General features: G+C 50.9%; 15 protein-coding genes and 3 pseudogenes. 10 read left to right on the top strand and 8 right to left on the bottom strand.

Translation table 11 applies throughout. The features are described from left to right. Positions 1–20: 20 nt before the first annotated feature. Positions 21–434: a CTP pyrophosphohydrolase gene (gene nudG / locus FEM44_RS23725; RefSeq protein WP_135522310.1), complete on the top strand. Its 414-nt coding sequence runs from the start codon at positions 21–23 to the stop codon at positions 432–434. Here nudG and FEM44_RS23730 read toward each other — a convergent pair. Further along, positions 394–666: a YnjH family protein gene (locus tag FEM44_RS23730; protein WP_130218835.1), complete on the bottom strand. Its 273-nt coding sequence runs from the start codon at positions 664–666 to the stop codon at positions 394–396. The genes nudG and FEM44_RS23730 overlap by 41 nt on opposite strands. A 323-nt stretch (positions 667–989) precedes the next feature. Between FEM44_RS23730 and gdhA the strand changes: the two genes are divergently transcribed. Continuing rightward, entirely contained in the window at positions 990–2,333 is a 1,344-nt protein-coding gene (gene gdhA, locus FEM44_RS23735; RefSeq protein ID WP_130259869.1) for an NADP-specific glutamate dehydrogenase, read from the top strand. 81 nt (positions 2,334–2,414) lie between these two features. Here the strand turns inward: gdhA and topB are convergent, their stop codons facing one another. From topB to FEM44_RS23750, 3 genes are all read right to left on the bottom strand, one after another. Further along, positions 2,415–4,370, bottom strand: coding sequence for a DNA topoisomerase III (topB, locus tag FEM44_RS23740; protein WP_135522309.1), 1,956 nt, complete (start codon positions 4,368–4,370; stop codon positions 2,415–2,417). 4 nt (positions 4,371–4,374) lie between these two features. Further along, entirely contained in the window at positions 4,375–5,418 is a 1,044-nt protein-coding gene (gene selD / locus FEM44_RS23745; RefSeq protein ID WP_135522308.1) for a selenide, water dikinase SelD, read from the bottom strand. A gap of 116 nt (positions 5,419–5,534) precedes the next feature. After that, positions 5,535–6,086: an NAD(P)H nitroreductase gene (locus tag FEM44_RS23750; protein ID WP_135522307.1), complete on the bottom strand. Its 552-nt coding sequence runs from the start codon at positions 6,084–6,086 to the stop codon at positions 5,535–5,537. A gap of 161 nt (positions 6,087–6,247) precedes the next feature. Here FEM44_RS23750 and sppA point away from each other — a divergent pair, with 161 nt between their 5' ends. From sppA to pncA, 4 genes and pseudogenes are all read left to right on the top strand, one after another. Further along, on the top strand, positions 6,248–8,104 hold the full coding sequence (gene sppA, locus FEM44_RS23755) for a signal peptide peptidase SppA (protein ID WP_135522306.1): 1,857 nt from the start codon (positions 6,248–6,250) through the stop codon (positions 8,102–8,104). A gap of 115 nt (positions 8,105–8,219) precedes the next feature. Continuing rightward, a pseudogene (locus FEM44_RS23760) lies at positions 8,220–8,929 on the top strand (SIMPL domain-containing protein). Between the two features lie 132 nt (positions 8,930–9,061). Beyond that, on the top strand, positions 9,062–10,078 hold the full coding sequence (gene ansA / locus FEM44_RS23765) for an asparaginase (protein ID WP_135522305.1): 1,017 nt from the start codon (positions 9,062–9,064) through the stop codon (positions 10,076–10,078). 10 nt (positions 10,079–10,088) lie between these two features. After that, complete coding sequence (pncA, locus tag FEM44_RS23770) at positions 10,089–10,730, top strand: bifunctional nicotinamidase/pyrazinamidase (protein WP_135522304.1); 642 nt, start codon at positions 10,089–10,091, stop codon at positions 10,728–10,730. 141 nt (positions 10,731–10,871) lie between these two features. Here pncA and FEM44_RS23775 read toward each other — a convergent pair whose 3' ends face one another. Both FEM44_RS23775 and msrB read right to left on the bottom strand, forming a co-directional pair. Then, positions 10,872–11,144: a YeaC family protein gene (locus tag FEM44_RS23775; protein ID WP_135522303.1), complete on the bottom strand. Its 273-nt coding sequence runs from the start codon at positions 11,142–11,144 to the stop codon at positions 10,872–10,874. 41 nt (positions 11,145–11,185) lie between these two features. Then, positions 11,186–11,599 (bottom strand): peptide-methionine (R)-S-oxide reductase MsrB, encoded by a 414-nt coding sequence (msrB, locus tag FEM44_RS23780; RefSeq protein ID WP_130218799.1) that lies wholly within the window; start codon positions 11,597–11,599, stop codon positions 11,186–11,188. Between the two features lie 341 nt (positions 11,600–11,940). On the opposite strand from msrB, the gene gapA reads away from it, so the two are divergent. Beyond that, positions 11,941–12,936, top strand: coding sequence for a glyceraldehyde-3-phosphate dehydrogenase (gene gapA, locus FEM44_RS23785; RefSeq protein ID WP_000153502.1), 996 nt, complete (start codon positions 11,941–11,943; stop codon positions 12,934–12,936). A gap of 83 nt (positions 12,937–13,019) precedes the next feature. Further along, a pseudogene (locus FEM44_RS23790) lies at positions 13,020–13,905 on the top strand (D-hexose-6-phosphate mutarotase). Between the two features lie 48 nt (positions 13,906–13,953). On the opposite strand, the gene FEM44_RS23795 reads toward FEM44_RS23790, so the two are convergent. After that, positions 13,954–14,808, bottom strand: a complete 855-nt coding sequence (locus FEM44_RS23795; protein ID WP_135522301.1) for an aldo/keto reductase — start codon at positions 14,806–14,808, stop codon at positions 13,954–13,956. 89 nt (positions 14,809–14,897) lie between these two features. Continuing rightward, positions 14,898–15,644, bottom strand: a complete 747-nt coding sequence (gene mipA, locus FEM44_RS23800) for a scaffolding protein MipA (RefSeq protein ID WP_130223469.1) — start codon at positions 15,642–15,644, stop codon at positions 14,898–14,900. A 434-nt stretch (positions 15,645–16,078) separates the two neighbouring features. Here mipA and FEM44_RS26125 point away from each other — a divergent pair. Further along, positions 16,079–17,159: pseudogene (locus tag FEM44_RS26125) on the top strand (PrkA family serine protein kinase); the annotation flags it as partial. Between the two features lie 72 nt (positions 17,160–17,231). Then, positions 17,232–17,936, top strand: a complete 705-nt coding sequence (locus tag FEM44_RS26130) for a hypothetical protein (protein WP_441316623.1) — start codon at positions 17,232–17,234, stop codon at positions 17,934–17,936. Positions 17,937–17,995 lie beyond the last annotated feature (59 nt).

Below are 17,995 nucleotides of genomic sequence, written 5' to 3' on the forward strand. Positions count from 1 at the left end.
TATTCGACCGTGTGTAATTTATGAAAATGATTGATGTTGTTGCCGCCATTATCGAACGGGATGGCAAAATTTTAATCGCGCAACGCCCTGCGCATAGCGATCAAGCGGGATTATGGGAGTTTGCCGGTGGCAAAGTCGAGGCGGATGAAAGTCAGCCACAGGCGCTGGTACGGGAATTGCGCGAAGAACTGGGCATTGACGCAACGGTTGGTGAATATGTTGCCAGCCATCAGCGGGAAGTGTCTGGCCGGATTATCCATCTTCATGCCTGGCACGTACCGGATTTCCACGGTACGTTACAGGCACACGAACATCAGGCGCTGGTCTGGTGTCTGCCAGAGGAAGCATTGCAATATCCGCTGGCTCCTGCTGATATTCCACTACTTCATGCGTTTATGGCTTTACGCGCCGCCAGACCAGCGGATTGGTGCTAATGGTTTTGTCATCCCTCTGGCATTGCAACAGTATTCCCTCCGCTTTAATCACTGCCCCTTCGGAATAGTTTTGATCCTGATAAACGCAGCACTGGCTACAAGGCTGCGCCGACTGTCCGCCAGAATTAAACACTTCCGGCGGCACATTCACTTCCACATCCGGACGATAATGCTGATTAGCCAGCGCAAAAAACGGGAATACCAACGCTACGGCGAACAATGCTCGACTCACTGGAAACTCCTTATTTTTCGTTGTCTCTGCTACTGATAACGGTAACCAGTTGGAAAAACTTTAGCGTCTGGTTGCCGGATGCGGCGTGAACGCCTTATCCAGCCTACGGATCACTCTTGAAAATGCGCCCGGTTTTTCAGGTCGGATAAGATGCACCAGACATTAGGTGGCGTTTATAAATTCCACACATTATTAATTTGCTTTCCTGCGTCATTTTTTTCTTGCTTACCGTCACATTCTTGATGGTATAGTCGAAAACTGCAAAAACACCTAACACAAACAACATACGCACAATCGTCTTAATATATAAGGGTTTTATATCTATGGATCAGACATATTCTCTGGAGTCATTCCTCAACCATGTACAAAAGCGCGACCCGAATCAAACCGAGTTCGCGCAAGCCGTTCGTGAAGTAATGACCACACTCTGGCCTTTTCTTGAACAAAATCCCCAATATCGCCAGATGTCATTACTGGAGCGTCTGGTTGAACCGGAGCGCGTGATCCAGTTTCGCGTGGTATGGGTTGACGATCGCAACCAGGTGCAGGTCAACCGCGCATGGCGCGTCCAGTTCAGCTCCGCCATCGGCCCGTATAAAGGTGGTATGCGCTTCCACCCTTCAGTAAACCTCTCCATTCTTAAATTCCTCGGCTTCGAACAAACCTTCAAAAATGCCCTGACTACCCTGCCGATGGGCGGTGGTAAAGGCGGCAGCGATTTCGACCCGAAAGGGAAAAGCGAAGGCGAAGTGATGCGTTTCTGCCAGGCACTAATGACTGAACTGTATCGCCACTTGGGCGCGGATACCGACGTTCCGGCGGGCGATATCGGCGTTGGTGGTCGTGAAGTCGGCTTTATGGCGGGGATGATGAAAAAGCTCTCCAACAATACCGCCTGCGTCTTCACCGGTAAGGGTCTTTCTTTTGGCGGCAGTCTTATTCGCCCGGAAGCTACCGGCTACGGCCTGGTTTATTTCACAGAAGCGATGCTGAAACGCCACGGTATGGGTTTTGAAGGCATGCGTGTTTCCGTTTCTGGCTCCGGCAACGTCGCCCAGTACGCTATCGAAAAAGCGATGGAATTTGGTGCTCGCGTGGTTACAGCATCAGACTCCAGCGGCACTGTAGTTGATGAAAGCGGATTCACGAAAGAGAAACTGGCTCGTCTTATCGAAATCAAAGCCAGCCGCGATGGTCGTGTTGCGGATTACGCCAAAGAATTTGGTCTGGTCTATCTCGAAGGCCAACAGCCGTGGTCTGTGCCGGTTGATATCGCCCTGCCGTGCGCAACTCAGAACGAACTGGATGTAGACGCTGCACATCAGCTTATCGCCAATGGTGTTAAAGCGGTGGCGGAAGGGGCAAATATGCCAACCACCATCGAAGCGACTGAGCTGTTCCAGCAGGCAGGCGTACTGTTTGCTCCGGGTAAAGCGGCTAATGCTGGCGGTGTAGCAACATCGGGCCTGGAAATGGCGCAAAACGCTGCGCGTCTGGGCTGGAAAGCCGAGAAGGTTGATGCGCGTTTACACCACATTATGCTGGATATCCACCATGCCTGTGTTGAACACGGCGGCGAAGGCGAACAAACCAACTACGTGCAGGGCGCGAACATTGCGGGCTTTGTGAAGGTTGCGGATGCGATGCTGGCGCAAGGGGTAATTTAAGTCATTAGCGTCGCATCAGGCATCTGCCGGATGCGGCGTGAACGCCTTATCCGGCCTATGAAAACCCTCTGAATCAGACCGTTATGTTATCGATCCACTGCCCGCGTCTTCTGATGGCGGGCTTTTTTTCACCGCTCGCTTGCGTGGTGAAGCCTTTTTCTTCTCTTCTCCACTACCCGGTGCCACTATGCCGCGAAACTGCCGCACCGGCGTACGCTTCGCCTGATCAATCAATTGGTAAAGCGTTCCCACCAGCGGCTGCATAAAGTCCTGGTAGCGACACTGCTTTTCGCTGATTTGCGTCAGCACCGATTCCCAGTGTGCGGTCATGTCCGGTCGCGTAGCCATTTCTGGCAGCGAATGGAATAACGCTTTTCCGGCATCGGTGGAGTGGATGTAGCGCCCTTTTTTGGTCAGGAAGCCACGCTTGAACAGCAGTTCAATAATCCCGGCTCGGGTTGCTTCTGTCCCCAGACCATCGGTCGCACGGAGGATCTTTTTCAGATTTTTGTCCTGCACAAAGCGCGCGATCCCGGTCATCGCCGAAAGCAGTGTTGCATCGGTAAAATGGCGTGGCGGCTGGGTTTGTCGTTCGACCACCTCACCTTTTTCACACAGCAACTCATCGCCTTTCGCCACCACAGGCAGTGGTGTACCGTCGTTTTCTTCATCACGCTCTTTGCTGCCTAACAGCGTACGCCAGCCTGCTTCGGCAAGAAAACGGGCTTTAGCGACAAATTTGCCTTTGGCTATTTCCAGTTCGATAACACACTTGCGGAACACCGCATCCGGGCAGAACTGCATCAAATACTGACGAGCAATCAGGTTATAGACCTTCGCTTCGTTCTCCGTCAGGTTGATGGCAGAACTCCGCGCGGTCGGGATGATAGCGTGGTGTGCATCGACCTTTTTGTCATCCCAGCAGCGGTTGCGTAAATTCGGGTCGACCACCGGCTGCGGCAGGAGATCCGGTGCATGGACGCTGATGGCATTCATCACCGCCTGACGTCCGGCAAAATGTTCTTCCGGCAAATAACGACAATCGGAACGCGGATAAGTGATCAGTTTGTGCGTTTCGTACAGCTTCTGGCAGATATCAAGCACGTTCTGCGCGCTCAGACCAAAGCGTTTTGCCGCTTCAATCTGCAACGCCGAAAGCGAAAACGGCAGCGGCGCGGATTCTGATTCCCGTTTATCGTTATAGCTGGTGACGATCGCCGGTTGACCACTGATGCGGTTAACCACATGCTCCGCCAGCGGGCGATGCAATAAACGCCCTTCTTCATCCTGGTACGGCTCGCACGCTTCACTCGGTTGCCAGATAGCGGTAAACCGCTCATCGGCAGGTGTCACGATATGCGCTTTGACCTCAAAGAAATCTTTCGCCACGAAGTTTTCAATTTCTTCGTCGCGGCGCACTACCAGCCCGAGCACAGGCGTCTGCACGCGTCCAACGGAAAGTACGCCCTGATAGCCAGCATTGCGACCGAGAATGGTATACGCACGGGTCATATTGATGCCGTACAGCCAGTCGGCACGCGCTCGCGCCAGTGCGGAAACGCATAGCGGTACAAACTCGCTGTTGGAGCGGAGACGCTCAATCGCCCGTTCAACCGCCTGCGGGTTCAGGTCGTTGATCAGGCAACGTTGAACTTGCTGGCGCTTTTCCGGTGCCAGTTGCAGGTAGTCCAGCACTTCATCCACCAGCAATTGCCCTTCACGATCCGGGTCACCGGCATGAACAATTTCGCTGGCTTCATGCAGAAAGCGTTTGATGACGTTAAGTTGTTTGGTTACAGAGGGGCGTGGTTGCAGTTGCCACTTTTCCGGGACAATCGGCAAATCCGCCAGATTCCAGCGCGCATAGCGGCTGTCGTAGACGTCTGGCTGCGCCTGCTCAAGCAGGTGACCGATACACCAGGTCACCATCTGACCATTGCCGCACTCGATAAAGCCATCGCCTTTACGATGCGGTTTGGGCAGGACATCAGCAATAGCGCGTGCCAGACTCGGTTTTTCGGCTATAAACAACCGCATTGAATTAATGGATCTCAACCATGGCACGACCGCCACGCGCAGGCACCAGTTCGCCAATCGCCGTCAGCTCAATGCCAAACTCGGCTGCGGTAGCTTTGACTTCATTTTCTGCTTCCGGCATAACCGCCAGCAGCAGACCACCAGAAGTTTGCGGATCACACAACAGATCGCGTACTTCGCGCGGCATTTCGCCCATCAAATGGCCGTAGCTGGCAAAGTTGCGTTCGGTGCCACCCGGCACAGCGCCCAGTTTAATGTACTCTTCCACGCCCGGCAGTTTCGGGATCGCGTCATAATCGACGCGAGCCTGCACGCCTGCCCCCTGGCACATTTCGCTTAAATGGCCCAGCAGACCAAAACCGGTGACGTCGGTCATCGCTTTTACGCCTTCAATGTTGGCAAATGACGCACCTGCGATATTCATCCGACACATCACTTCCGTCGCCAGCCCCTGATGTTCCGGTTTCAGCAGTGATTTTTTCTCAGCTGTGGTAAGAACGCCAATCCCCAGCGGTTTAGTCAGGAACAGTTTACATCCGGCTTGTGCGGTACTGTTTTTCTTCACCCGCTCAGTTGGAACGATCCCCGTCACCGCCAGACCAAAAATGGGTTCCGGCGCGTCGATGGAGTGACCGCCTGCCAGCGCAATCCCTGCCTGACGACATGCATAGCGGCCACCTTCGGTCACTTCGCGGGCAATTTCCGGGGAAAGTTTGTTAATTGGCCAGCCAAGGATCGCAATGGCCATAATCGGTTTGCCGCCCATCGCGAAGATATCGCTGATGGCGTTAGTCGCCGCAATGCGGCCAAAATCGAAAGGATTATCAACGATCGGCATAAAGAAATCGGTGGTGCTGATGACACTGGTGCCATTACCAAGATCGTATACTGCCGCATCGTCGCGGGTTTCGTTACCCACGAGCAAATTCGGATCAACAAACTTCGCCTGCTCGCTGTGCAGAATGGTTTCCAACACTTTTGGGGAAATTTTACAGCCGCAACCTGCTCCGTGGCTGTATTGGGTCAAACGAATCGAGTTCTCGCTCATGGACATCTCCTGTCAATGCAATCCGGGTATGGTAACCTTCATTCCGTGAAGTGATAAGTGAGAGTGTCTGAATTCCTGCGCCTTTGCTCATAATCCAGACAGTTTTGCGAAAATTATCAAAAATAAGTAACAAACGGCGTCGGATCCGGAACGTTAATCGACGTTGACGCTTTCAATTGCGGCGTGCCGAGATAGAGAAAGCCGACAATTTTATCCTGCTCCCGACAACCGAACGCCTCACGCACCACCGGACTTTCGGTTAACCCACCACTACGCCAAATGCCGCCAAAGCCCTGGGCAACCGCCGCCATTTGCATCGCCATAACCGCGCAACCCGCAGACATCTCCTGCTCCCAACACGGGACTTTATGATTTTCTTCACATTTCGCCACCACGGTGATGATGAGCGGCGCACGGAACGGGGCATTACGGGCTTTGTCGATAGCTTTATCATCACTACCCGCAGCAATTGCACCCTGTTGCAGCACGGTACTGAAACGTTCGCGGCCTTCCCCTTCAATCACAAAAAAATGCCACGGTTGCATGGACTTATGGTCCGGTGCACGCATTCCGGCACGCAGGATATTTTGCAGTTGTTCGCCAGTTGGAGCAGGTTCAGCCAGACGTGAGGCGCTGCGGCGGTTGATCAATAGTTCGAGTGCATCCATTTGATTAACTCCTGTCATGATGTTTATTCACAAAATTAACACGAGAGTGGATTTTGTTACAGCACAGTCCGCGATTCCTGCTGACAAGTGCCGGTTGGGTCATTACGATAACCACATCTATTGCACCTGCAACAGGTGTGACCTTTAGTCTGGGAGAATACATGCGAACCCTTTGGCGATTTATTGCCGGATTTTTTAAATGGACGTGGCGTCTGCTCAATTTTGTCCGTGAAATGGTACTTAACCTGTTCTTTATTTTCCTCGTGCTGGTTGGCGTGGGGATCTGGATGCAGGTCAGTAGTAGCGATACTAAAGAAACCGCGGGTCGTGGCGCATTACTGCTCGATATTTCAGGCGTGATCGTCGATAAGCCCGACAGTTCGCAGCGGTTTAGTAAGTTAAGCCGCCAGCTGCTTGGCGCCAGTTCCGATCGTCTGCAGGAAAATTCGCTTTTTGATATCGTGAACACGATTCGCCAGGCTAAAGATGACCGGAATATCACCGGTATCGTGATGGATTTGAAAGATTTTGCGGGCGGCGACCAACCGTCTATGCAGTACATCGGCAAAGCCCTGAAAGAGTTTCGTGACAGCGGTAAACCGGTTTATGCCATTGGCGAGAACTACAGCCAGGGGCAATATTATCTCGCCAGTTTCGCCAACAAAATTTGGCTGTCCCCGCAAGGCGTGGTTGATCTGCACGGTTTTGCCACCAACGGTCTGTACTACAAATCGTTGCTGGATAAGCTGAAAGTTTCCACCCATGTGTTCCGCGTGGGTACGTATAAATCTGCCGTTGAACCGTTTATTCGAGATGATATGTCACCAGCAGCCCGCGAAGCCGATAGCCGTTGGATTGGCGAACTGTGGCAAAACTATCTCAACACCGTTGCCGCTAACCGCCAGATCCCTGCCCAGCAGGTATTCCCTGGGGCACAAGGGCTACTTGCTGGCTTAACCAAAACGGGCGGCGATACTGCGAAGTACGCGCTGGACAACAAACTGGTCGACGTGCTGGCAACGAATGCCGAAATTGAAAAAGCCCTGACCAAAGAGTTTGGCTGGAGCAAGGCCGATAAAAATTATCGCGCCATCAGTTATTACGATTACGCACTGAAAACTCCGGCAGATACCGGCGACAGCATCGGTGTCGTCTTCGCTAATGGCGCGATTATGGATGGCGAAGAAACTCAGGGGAATGTTGGCGGCGATACGACTGCGGCACAAATCCGTGACGCTCGCCTTGATCCGAAAGTGAAAGCGATCGTTCTGCGCGTAAACAGCCCTGGCGGAAGCGTAACGGCTTCTGAAGTGATTCGCTCTGAACTGGCAGCCGCCAGAGCCGCAGGCAAGCCTGTGGTTGTGTCAATGGGCGGTATGGCGGCATCCGGTGGTTACTGGATCTCCACGCCGGCCAATTACATTGTGGCTAACCCGAGCACCCTGACCGGTTCTATCGGTATCTTCGGCGTGATCACCACTGTAGAAAACAGCCTGGATTCGATTGGTGTACATACCGATGGCGTGTCTACATCACCATTGGCAGATGTTTCCATCACTAAATCACTGCCGCCAGAAGTACAGCAGATGATGCAATTGAGCATTGAGAACGGCTATAAACGCTTTATCACGCTGGTTGCTGATTCACGTAATTCGACGCCAGAGCAGATTGATAAAATCGCCCAGGGCCATGTCTGGACCGGTCAGGATGCAAAAGCGAATGGGCTGGTCGATAGTCTCGGTGATTTCGATGATGCGGTCGCTAAAGCGGCAGAACTGGCAAAACTGAAGCAGTGGCATCTGGAATATTACGTCGATGAACCGACCTTCTTCGATAAGGTCATGGACAACATGTCAGGTTCAGTACGGGCGATGCTGCCAGATACGCTCCAGGCCATGTTACCCACCCCGCTGGCCTCGGTCGCCTCTACCGTGAAAAGCGAAAGCGACAAGCTGGCTGCCTTTAACGATCCGCAAAACCGTTATGCGTTTTGCCTGACCTGCGCCAACGTGCGTTAATTCCTGTAAATATGTGGCCGATATGCTGTCGGCCACACTCCTGAACCGGACTGTCTTTCACTCCCACCCTCCATTACATTGCCTTGCTCATTTAGCATCTGATAAGGAGTCATCAGTGGATAAGGCACCCTCTTTAATTGCCGCTATTGTCCTCGGACTGGGGATCAGCGCCTGTGGTTATTTCGTCGGCGATGGTGTTAAACATTTAAAAACCAACAACCGTTATGTGAACGTACGAGGGCTTTCGGAAAAAGAAGTTCGCGCAGATACGGCTGAATTAACAATTGCGATTAACTTTAAAGGTAATGTTCCCGGCGAGCTTTTCCCAAAACTGGAAGACGCACAGAAAAAATTGTTGCCGAACTCAACGCTCAGGGGATTAACGACAAAGAGATAAACGTGGGTCAATGGACCAGTAAACGAACGGATTCCTTTTATCTCAAAGATGATCCCACAATGCCACACTATAACGCCGACGGGTCAGTGACGATAAAAACCCATAACGTTGCTGCTGTCGAAAAAGTTGTCGCTAAATTAAACGAACTACAAGTCGCTACGGATGGAGCTATCGCCGAGAGCAAAGTCGCCTATCGTTTCAACGGCATTGGCGCACTGCGCGCTGAGATGATTGCTGCCGCGACAAAAGACGCACGCAACGCAGCATTACAGTTTGCGACGGATTCAGGTAGTCAGGTGGGGTCAATCAGCGATGCTTCGCAAGGGGTGTTCCAGATCTTCGCCAGTGGCAGTGACGAAGATGATCCCACTGCGATTAATAAGACGGTGCGCGTAGTCACGACCGTAACCTATGCGTTGCAGGATTAATCTCTTTCCTCCAGCGGAACGCCAGTTCCTCTGTTCCGCTGTACTTTTCTCATATCCACAGAGTATCCAGGTGCGCTCGCTGCCCCTCACGTATATACTTTTGCTCTTTTCTACATCATTCATATCAATATCATGCAAAAGAAATCTATCTACGTTGCCTACACGGGCGGAACCATCGGGATGCAGCGTTCCGAGCAGGGTTATATTCCGGTGTCAGGTCATCTACAACGCCAGCTGGCGCTGATGCCGGAGTTCCATCGCCCGGAGATGCCAGATTTCACTATTCATGAATACACACCGTTGATGGATTCTTCCGATATGACGCCGGAAGACTGGCAGCATATTGCTGAAGATATTAAAGCGCGCTATGACGAATACGATGGTTTTGTCATTCTGCACGGCACCGATACGATGGCGTATACCGCCTCTGCGCTGTCGTTCATGCTGGAGAACCTTGGTAAACCGGTTATTGTGACAGGGTCACAAATCCCATTAGCCGAATTACGCTCTGACGGACAAATCAATCTGTTGAATGCGTTATACGTTGCGGCGAATTATCCCATCAATGAAGTGACGCTCTTTTTTAATAACCGTCTGTATCGCGGTAACCGCACCACCAAAGCCCATGCCGATGGTTTTGATGCCTTCGCTTCCCCGAATCTTCCTCCATTGCTGGAAGCCGGTATTCACATCCGTCGTTTAAATACGCCACCAGCACCGCACGGTGAAGGTGAACTGATCGTTCATCCGATCACCCCACAACCGATCGGTGTGGTAACAATTTATCCGGGGATTTCTGCTGACGTCGTGCGTAATTTCCTCCGTCAACCGGTGAAAGCGTTGATTTTGCGCTCATATGGCGTGGGTAATGCGCCGCAAAACAAAGCATTCCTGCAAGAATTACAAGAAGCCAGCGATCGCGGAATTGTGGTGGTTAACCTGACACAATGCATGTCCGGGAAAGTGAATATGGGCGGTTATGCCACCGGTAACGCCCTCGCCCATGCCGGTGTTATTGGCGGTGCGGATATGACCGTAGAAGCCACGCTAACCAAACTGCACTACCTGCTCAGCCAGGGACTGGATACCGAAACCATTCGCAAGGCCATGAGCCAAAACCTGCGCGGCGAACTGACGCCGGATGATTAAGGAGACTGTAATGCCCCAACGCGCTCTGTTACTGGTCGATTTACAAAATGATTTCTGTGCTGGTGGCGCGCTCGCCGTACCAGAAGGTGACAGCACTGTGGATGTTGCTAACCGCCTGATTGACTGGTGCCAGTCGCGCGGAGAAGCAGTTATTGCCAGTCAGGACTGGCACCCGGCTAATCATGGCAGTTTTGCCAGCCAGCACGGTGTAGAGCCTTATACGCAGGGGCAACTCGACGGCCTGCCGCAAACATTCTGGCCTGAACACTGTGTGCAGAACAGTGAAGGCGCACAATTACATCCGTTACTGAATCAAAAAGCGATTGCTGCTGTGTTCCATAAAGGCGAAAACCCTTTAGTTGACAGTTACAGTGCTTTTTTTGATAACGGTCGTCGGCAGAAAACCGCGCTCGATGACTGGTTGCGCAAACATAAAATCAATGAGTTGATCGTTATGGGTCTGGCTACTGACTATTGCGTGAAGTTTACCGTGCTGGACGCGTTGCAGGCAGGTTATAGCGTGAACGTGATTACTGATGGTTGTCGTGGCGTGAATATCCAGCCACAAGACAGTGCGCACGCATTTATGGAGATGTCAGCCGCTGGGGCAACGCTATATACGCTGGCGGACTGGGAAGAGACGCAGGGATAATTTTACGCTGGCCTACAATTCTGTACTGACGTTGTAGGCCAGATAAAGTGCGTCAGCGGTGCATCTGATATGCGTTGTTAAACATAGAATCAACGCATAGCCCCCTCCCTTCATAACCACTCTACAAAGGGGACTATTCATTTACTTAAACATGGCAATTGGTTTTGCCGTGATACCAAAATCTTCTTTCAACTGCTGTTTGCTCTTCATGACCATCTGACCGTTCGTATCGATAGTCATATGCTGCGCGTCGGTATTGTTTCGCGCTTGCCACAGCATCACCAGTTGCAGACAGTTCTCTTTTTGTTCTTCGCTCAAGGCAACACCATCTGGCCATTTACCCAGTTCAACGGCTGTCGATAAACGCTGGTAAACCTCAGGCGTCATGCTGTTGATCATTTCATCAAGATTCATGATTTTTCCGCTCCTGTGGAATAAGTTGCTGAATCGTTTTTTCAACCGTTGATTTCTTCGCCATTTTCACCATCAGTGAAACGTAAAGAGGCTGAGTTAACACAATAACGTTCGCCTGTGGGCTGCGGCCCATCAGGAAAGACATGTCCAAGATGGGCATCACAGTTACCGCAACGAATCTCGATGCGCTGCATTCCATGAGACAAGTCTTTGATATAACGGATTGAATCTTCACTCACCGGTTCATAAAAGCTCGGCCAGCCACAACCTGAATCATATTTAGACTGGGAGTGAAACAGAGGGGCATCGCAGATCAAACAGTGGTAAACGCCGTCACGCTTATTGTGCAGTAAACGGCCAGTAAATGGTGGCTCCGTCCCGTGATTCTGTGTCACGTAAAACTGCATCTCGGACAATTTGTTTTTCAGTTCGTCTGCCGAAGGTTTGTTAGCCATTTGCTCACATCTCACTTTAATCACGCTCACATTACGCGACCAATTCTAACAAAACATTAACACCAACTGGCAAAAATTTGTCCTAAACTTGATCTCAGCGAAATGGCAGCGCCTAAATCGTGATGAAAATCACATTTTTATCATAATTGCCCTTTAAAATTCTCGGCGCCGCCCTCATGTGGTTTCAGGCACAAAGGAAGAGTGAGGCAAGTCAGTCGCGTAATGCTTAGGCAGAGGATTGATTTGTCGCAATGATTGACACGATTCCGCTTGACGCTGCGTAAGGTTTTTGTAATTTTACAGGCAACCTTTTATTCACTAACAAATAGCTGGTGGAATATATGACTATCAAAGTAGGTATCAACGGTTTTGGCCGTATCGGTCGCATTGTTTTCCGTGCTGCTCAGAAACGTTCTGACATCGAGATCGTTGCAATCAACGACCTGTTAGACGCTGATTACATGGCATACATGCTGAAATATGACTCCACTCACGGCCGTTTCGACGGTACCGTTGAAGTGAAAGACGGTCATCTGATCGTTAACGGTAAAAAAATCCGTGTTACCGCTGAACGTGATCCGGCTAACCTGAAATGGGACGAAGTTGGTGTTGACGTTGTCGCTGAAGCAACTGGTCTGTTCCTGACTGACGAAACTGCTCGTAAACACATCACCGCTGGTGCGAAAAAAGTGGTTATGACTGGTCCGTCTAAAGACAACACTCCGATGTTCGTTAAAGGCGCTAACTTCGACAAATATGCTGGCCAGGACATCGTTTCCAACGCTTCCTGCACCACCAACTGCCTGGCTCCGCTGGCTAAAGTTATCAACGATAACTTCGGTATCATCGAAGGTCTGATGACCACCGTTCACGCTACCACCGCTACTCAGAAAACCGTTGACGGCCCGTCTCACAAAGACTGGCGCGGCGGTCGTGGCGCTTCCCAGAACATCATCCCGTCCTCTACCGGTGCTGCTAAAGCTGTAGGTAAAGTACTGCCAGAACTGAATGGCAAACTGACTGGTATGGCGTTCCGCGTTCCGACCCCGAACGTATCCGTAGTTGACCTGACCGTTCGTCTGGAAAAAGCTGCAACTTACGAGCAGATCAAAGCTGCCGTTAAAGCTGCTGCTGAAGGCGAAATGAAAGGCGTTCTGGGCTACACCGAAGATGACGTAGTATCTACCGATTTCAACGGCGAAGTTTGCACTTCCGTGTTCGATGCTAAAGCTGGTATCGCTCTGAACGACAACTTCGTGAAACTGGTATCCTGGTACGACAACGAAACCGGTTACTCCAACAAAGTTCTGGACCTGATCGCTCACATCTCCAAATAAGTTGAGATGATACTGTGATCTATAAAGAGCGACTTCGGTCGCTCTTTTTTTTACCTGATGAAATGAAGTTAAAGGACTGCGTCATGATTAAGAAAATTTTTGCCCTTCCGGTCATCGAACAAATTTCCCCTGTCCTCTCCCGTCGTAAACTGGATGAACTGGACCTTATTGTGGTCGATCATCCCCAGGTAAAAGCCTCTTTTGCATTACAGGGCGCTCATCTTCTCTCGTGGAAACCTGCGGGTGAGGAAGAAGTTCTGTGGTTGAGCAACAATACCCCGTTTAAAAATGGTGTCGCCATTCGCGGTGGCGTACCGGTTTGCTGGCCGTGGTTTGGTCCGGCTGCACAACAAGGTCTGCCTGCGCACGGTTTTGCCCGTAACCTGCCGTGGACGCTGAAATCACATAGTGAAGATGCCGATGGCGTGGCGCTGACTTTCGAATTGACACAAAGCGAAGAGACGAAAAAATTCTGGCGCGCACGACTTTACGCTGTTAGCGCATTTCCGCGTGGGTAAAACCTGTGAAATCGATCTTGAATCACATGGCGAATTTGAAACCACCTCTGCCCTGCATACCTACTTTAACGTGGGTGATATTGCTAAGGTAAGCGTCAGCGGACTGGGCGATCGCTTCATTGATAAAGTAAATGACGCGAAAGAAGATGTACTGACCGACGGTATTCAGACCTTCCCTGACCGTACCGATCGCGTGTATCTGAATGCGCAGGATTGCAGTGTGATTAATGACGAGGCGTTGAATCGTATTGTCACCGTAAGCCACCAGCATCATCTGAACGTCGTTGGCTGGAACCCAGGACCGGCGCTTTCAGTCAGCATGGGCGATATGCCGGATGATGGTTACAAAACCTTTGTCTGCGTAGAAACCGCTTACGCCTCAGAGACTCAAAAAGTCACCAAAGAGAAACCTTCACATCTGGCGCAATCCATTCGCGTTGCCAAACGTTAATTTGCGTGAGTTACTGTGCCGGATGCATGCATCCGGCCTTGCAGCAAATCACACCATATCCAGCGCAGTTTTTCCTTTTGGTGCCGGGTACGCTTTTTCCAGCATCGTCAGTTCTTCCCCTGAAAGCGTCAATTCCAACACTGCCGCATTTTGTTGGACAAGTGCGACAGTTGCCGCTTTCGGAATCGCCATCACGCCCTGATGGCTGATCACCCACGCCAGCAAAACTTGCGCGGCAGTGGCATTGTGAGCATGAGCTATTTCGTTGACCACTGCGTTTTTTAGCAAGCCATTACGTAAGCGCCCGGCCTGCGCCAACGGACTGTATGCCATCACTGGCATATGTTGTTGCTGACACCAGGGTAGCAGATCATATTCAATACCGCGCGAACCGAGATGATAAAGCACCTGATTGGTAGCGCACTGATTTCCCCCTGGCACCTGCCAGAGTTCCTGCATGTCGGCATAATCAAGATTAGAAACGCCCCAGCGGCGAATTTTGCCCTGGGCGATCAGTTTTTCCATTGCCGCAACAGTCTCTTCAAAAGCGAAACTGCCAGACCAGTGCAATAAGTAGAGATCGAGATAATCGGTATTGAGACGACGTAAACTGGCTTCGCAAGCGTTAATGGCTTTTTGCCCGCCGGCATTCCACGGATAGACTTTGGAGACGAGGAAAACCTTATCACGCAGGCCGGATAATGCTTCACCAACCACCTTTTCGGCACCGCCATCGGCATACATTTCGGCGGTATCAATGAGAGTTAAACCAAGATCAATGCCCGCACGCAGTGCATCAACTTCGGTTTTACGCTGGCTGACCTCTTCGCCCATATACCATGTTCCCTGCCCTATGGCTGGCAGTGAGACATCGCCACTAAATTGAATCGTTTTCTGTTGCATCGCTTCCTCCCAGTTTTTGCACCACCGTAATGCAAAACAGGGCATTACGCCCTGTTTTTATGCACAAAATGCCCTGGAAAGATGCATTATCAGAATTTGTAGGTGATCCCGGTAGAAATCAGGCCAGTCCAGGATTTATCCACCATCGGGCTGTCAGTAACTTCGTCAGACAGGCGGGTATAGCGCGCGGAGCCATAAACGTTCCAGTCGCCGAGGAAGTTGTAGCTGGCGCTCAGCTCCAGATACGGGCTCCAGCTGTCATTCGGGTTATAGCCACGCAGACCGCTGCGAGCGGACTCTTTACGCGATACGCCATAGTAGTACTCGTTCTGGTTTTCGCTGTTCCACTGCACACCGATCCCCGGGGTCACGGTCAGGCCGCCGTTGGTGTAACGATACAACCAGGCCATATCCCAGACAATGCCGTTGCTGTTATCCAGGGTATCGCCAGCCAGGGTGGTACGCAGGTAACCATACTGGGTAAAGTGAGCGTAAGACAGACCAGCCATCATGGTGCTCTTACGGTCATCCAGGTGACGCATTTGGTGATCGCCACTGTCTTTGGCTTTGAAGTAGAGCGGCGACCAGTAAGCGGTAATTGAGAGTTTATCCGTTGCATCATTCCACAGGTAGTAACCACCACCTAAGCCACGGAACCAGAAGTTATCGCCTTCGTAGTTGATTACCGGTACTGGGTAAACATCGGTATCGTAATCTTTATAAGGGTGTTCAACGACACCTACGCCTGCGCCCAGGGAAAAATTACCTTCAGCGTGTGCTACGCCTGCAGACGTTGCGATAAGCACTCCAAGTGCCAGAAGTTTGAGTTTGGTCACAATTAATTATTCCTTAAACAAATGTTTAGCGGGCGACAAAGTTTACCCGTCAATACAACGAAACCCAAACTTTTTACGTTTTCATTTCCAAAGGTAACTGTTTAATTTTCCTGACGCAGATGACGCAGTGCTTACAGCTGAATGAATTCTGCGTTTCTGGCGGCATTATTCTTTACATTAGTTATGCAATTTTATGGATGAGTTGTTGATATGCCATTGAAATTCAGAAAGCCGTGCAGGCAAGTTTCTCAATTGCCATCTACGCTTAATTTTGAAGGTGTATCACCGGGCACGTTGTTCTCATGGTCGGCAGGATGGCATGAGAGTTGCTGTGTTTTAGCAAGAGACGTCGTTCAGTTTACCTCTTCCGGGAGCCTCTACTATTCATATGAACGGCTCTTAACCTGTGCTAAAAAACGAAAGGACGGCATACCATGAATATATTCGATCACTATCGCCAGCGATATGAAGCTGCCAAGGACGAAGAGTTCACACTGCAGGAGTTTCTTACCATTTGTCGGCAAGATCGCAGTGCTTATGCCAACGCGGCAGAGCGGCTATTGATGGCTATTGGTGAGCCTGTCATGGTCGATACAGCCCAGGAGCCCAGACTTTCTCGACTCTTTTCTAACCGGGTCATCGCACGTTATCCGGCATTTGAAGAGTTTTACGGCATGGAAGACGCGATTGAACAGATTGTCTCTTATCTGAAACACGCGGCTCAGGGGCTGGAAGAGAAGAAACAAATCCTGTATCTGCTGGGGCCTGTGGGTGGGGGTAAGTCGTCACTTGCTGAACGACTGAAATCATTAATGCAACGCGTGCCTATTTATGTATTGAGCGCCAACGGTGAGCGAAGCCCGGTTAACGATCATCCGTTCTGTCTGTTCAATCCACAGGAAGATGCGCAGATCCTTGAAAAAGAGTACGGCATTCCACGCCGCTACCTTGGCACCATTATGTCGCCGTGGGCGGCAAAACGCCTGCACGAATTTGGTGGCGACATCACTAAATTCCGCGTGGTCAAAGTGTGGCCGTCTATTCTGCAACAGATTGCCATTGCCAAAACGGAACCGGGCGATGAGAACAACCAGGATATTTCCGCGCTGGTGGGGAAAGTGGATATTCGTAAACTCGAACACCACGCCCAGAACGATCCGGATGCCTACGGCTATTCCGGGGCGCTGTGCCGCGCCAACCAGGGGATCATGGAATTTGTTGAGATGTTCAAAGCACCGATTAAAGTGCTGCATCCCCTGTTAACCGCACTCAGGAAGGTAACTACAACGGGACGGAAGGTATCCTCCGCCCTGCCGTTCAACACGGGATTATTCTCGCCCACTCGAACGAATCTGAATGGGTGACTTTCCGTAATAATAAAAACAACGAAGCCTTCCTCGACCGTGTCTATATCGTGAAGGTGCCGTATTGCTTGCGTATTTCGAAGAGATCAAAATCTACGAGAAATTACTTAATCATAGTGAATTGACTCACGCGCCATGCGCGCCAGGCACGCTGGAAACATTGTCACGTTTTTCCATTCTTTCGCGCCTGAAAGAGCCAGAAAACTCCAGCATTTATTCGAAGATGCGCGTTTATGATGGCGAAAGCCTGAAAGATACCGATCCGAAAGCCAAGTCATATCAGGAATATCGTGACTACGCGGGCGTCGATGAAGGGATGAACGGTCTGTCTACGCGTTTCGCATTTAAGATCCTCTCCCGTGTGTTCAACTTCGATCACGTGGAAGTGGCGGCTAACCCGGTTCATCTGTTCTACGTTCTTGAACAGCAGATTGAACGCGAGCAGTTCCCGCAAGAACAGGCCGAACGCTATCTGGAGTTCCTGAAAGGTTATCTGATCCCGAATGCCGAGTTTATCGGCAAAGAGATCCAGACGGCCTACCTTGAATCCTATTCTGAATATGGGCAGAACATTTTCGACCGTTATGTCACCTATGCGGATTTCTGGATTCAGGACCAGGAGTATCGCGATCCGGATACTGGTCAATTGTTTGATCGCGAGTCGCTGAACGCCGAGCTGGAGAAAATCGAAAAACCGGCGGGGATCAGCAATCCGAAAGATTTCCGTAACGAGATCGTCAACTTTGTACTGCGTGCCAGAGCGAATAACAGCGGACGCAATCCGAACTGGACCAGTTACGAAAAACTGCGCACGGTCATTGAGAAGAAAATGTTCTCCAATACCGAAGAGTTGTTACCGGTCATTTCGTTTAACGCCAAAACCTCAACCGACGAGCAGAAGAAACACGACGATTTGTCGACCGTATGATGGAAAAAGGCTACACCCGTAAACAGGTGCGTTTACTGTGCGAATGGTATTTGCGCGTA

The sequence above is a fragment of the Escherichia sp. E4742 genome, from assembly GCF_005843885.1.
In the GTDB taxonomy this organism is placed as follows: Bacteria; Pseudomonadota; Gammaproteobacteria; order Enterobacterales; family Enterobacteriaceae; genus Escherichia.

Coding starts and splice junctions, on each gene's coding strand:
- nudG (WP_135522310.1), top strand. CDS start 21: ATGAAAATGATTGATGTTGTTGCCGCCATTATCGAACGGGATGGCAAA.
- gdhA (WP_130259869.1), top strand. CDS start 990: ATGGATCAGACATATTCTCTGGAGTCATTCCTCAACCATGTACAAAAG.
- topB (WP_135522309.1), bottom strand. CDS start 4,370: ATGCGGTTGTTTATAGCCGAAAAACCGAGTCTGGCACGCGCTATTGCT.
- selD (WP_135522308.1), bottom strand. CDS start 5,418: ATGAGCGAGAACTCGATTCGTTTGACCCAATACAGCCACGGAGCAGGT.
- FEM44_RS23750 (WP_135522307.1), bottom strand. CDS start 6,086: ATGGATGCACTCGAACTATTGATCAACCGCCGCAGCGCCTCACGTCTG.
- sppA (WP_135522306.1), top strand. CDS start 6,248: ATGCGAACCCTTTGGCGATTTATTGCCGGATTTTTTAAATGGACGTGG.
- ansA (WP_135522305.1), top strand. CDS start 9,062: ATGCAAAAGAAATCTATCTACGTTGCCTACACGGGCGGAACCATCGGG.
- pncA (WP_135522304.1), top strand. CDS start 10,089: ATGCCCCAACGCGCTCTGTTACTGGTCGATTTACAAAATGATTTCTGT.
- FEM44_RS23775 (WP_135522303.1), bottom strand. CDS start 11,144: ATGAATCTTGATGAAATGATCAACAGCATGACGCCTGAGGTTTACCAG.
- msrB (WP_130218799.1), bottom strand. CDS start 11,599: ATGGCTAACAAACCTTCGGCAGACGAACTGAAAAACAAATTGTCCGAG.
- gapA (WP_000153502.1), top strand. CDS start 11,941: ATGACTATCAAAGTAGGTATCAACGGTTTTGGCCGTATCGGTCGCATT.
- FEM44_RS23795 (WP_135522301.1), bottom strand. CDS start 14,808: ATGCAACAGAAAACGATTCAATTTAGTGGCGATGTCTCACTGCCAGCC.
- FEM44_RS26130 (WP_441316623.1), top strand. CDS start 17,232: ATGCGCGTTTATGATGGCGAAAGCCTGAAAGATACCGATCCGAAAGCC.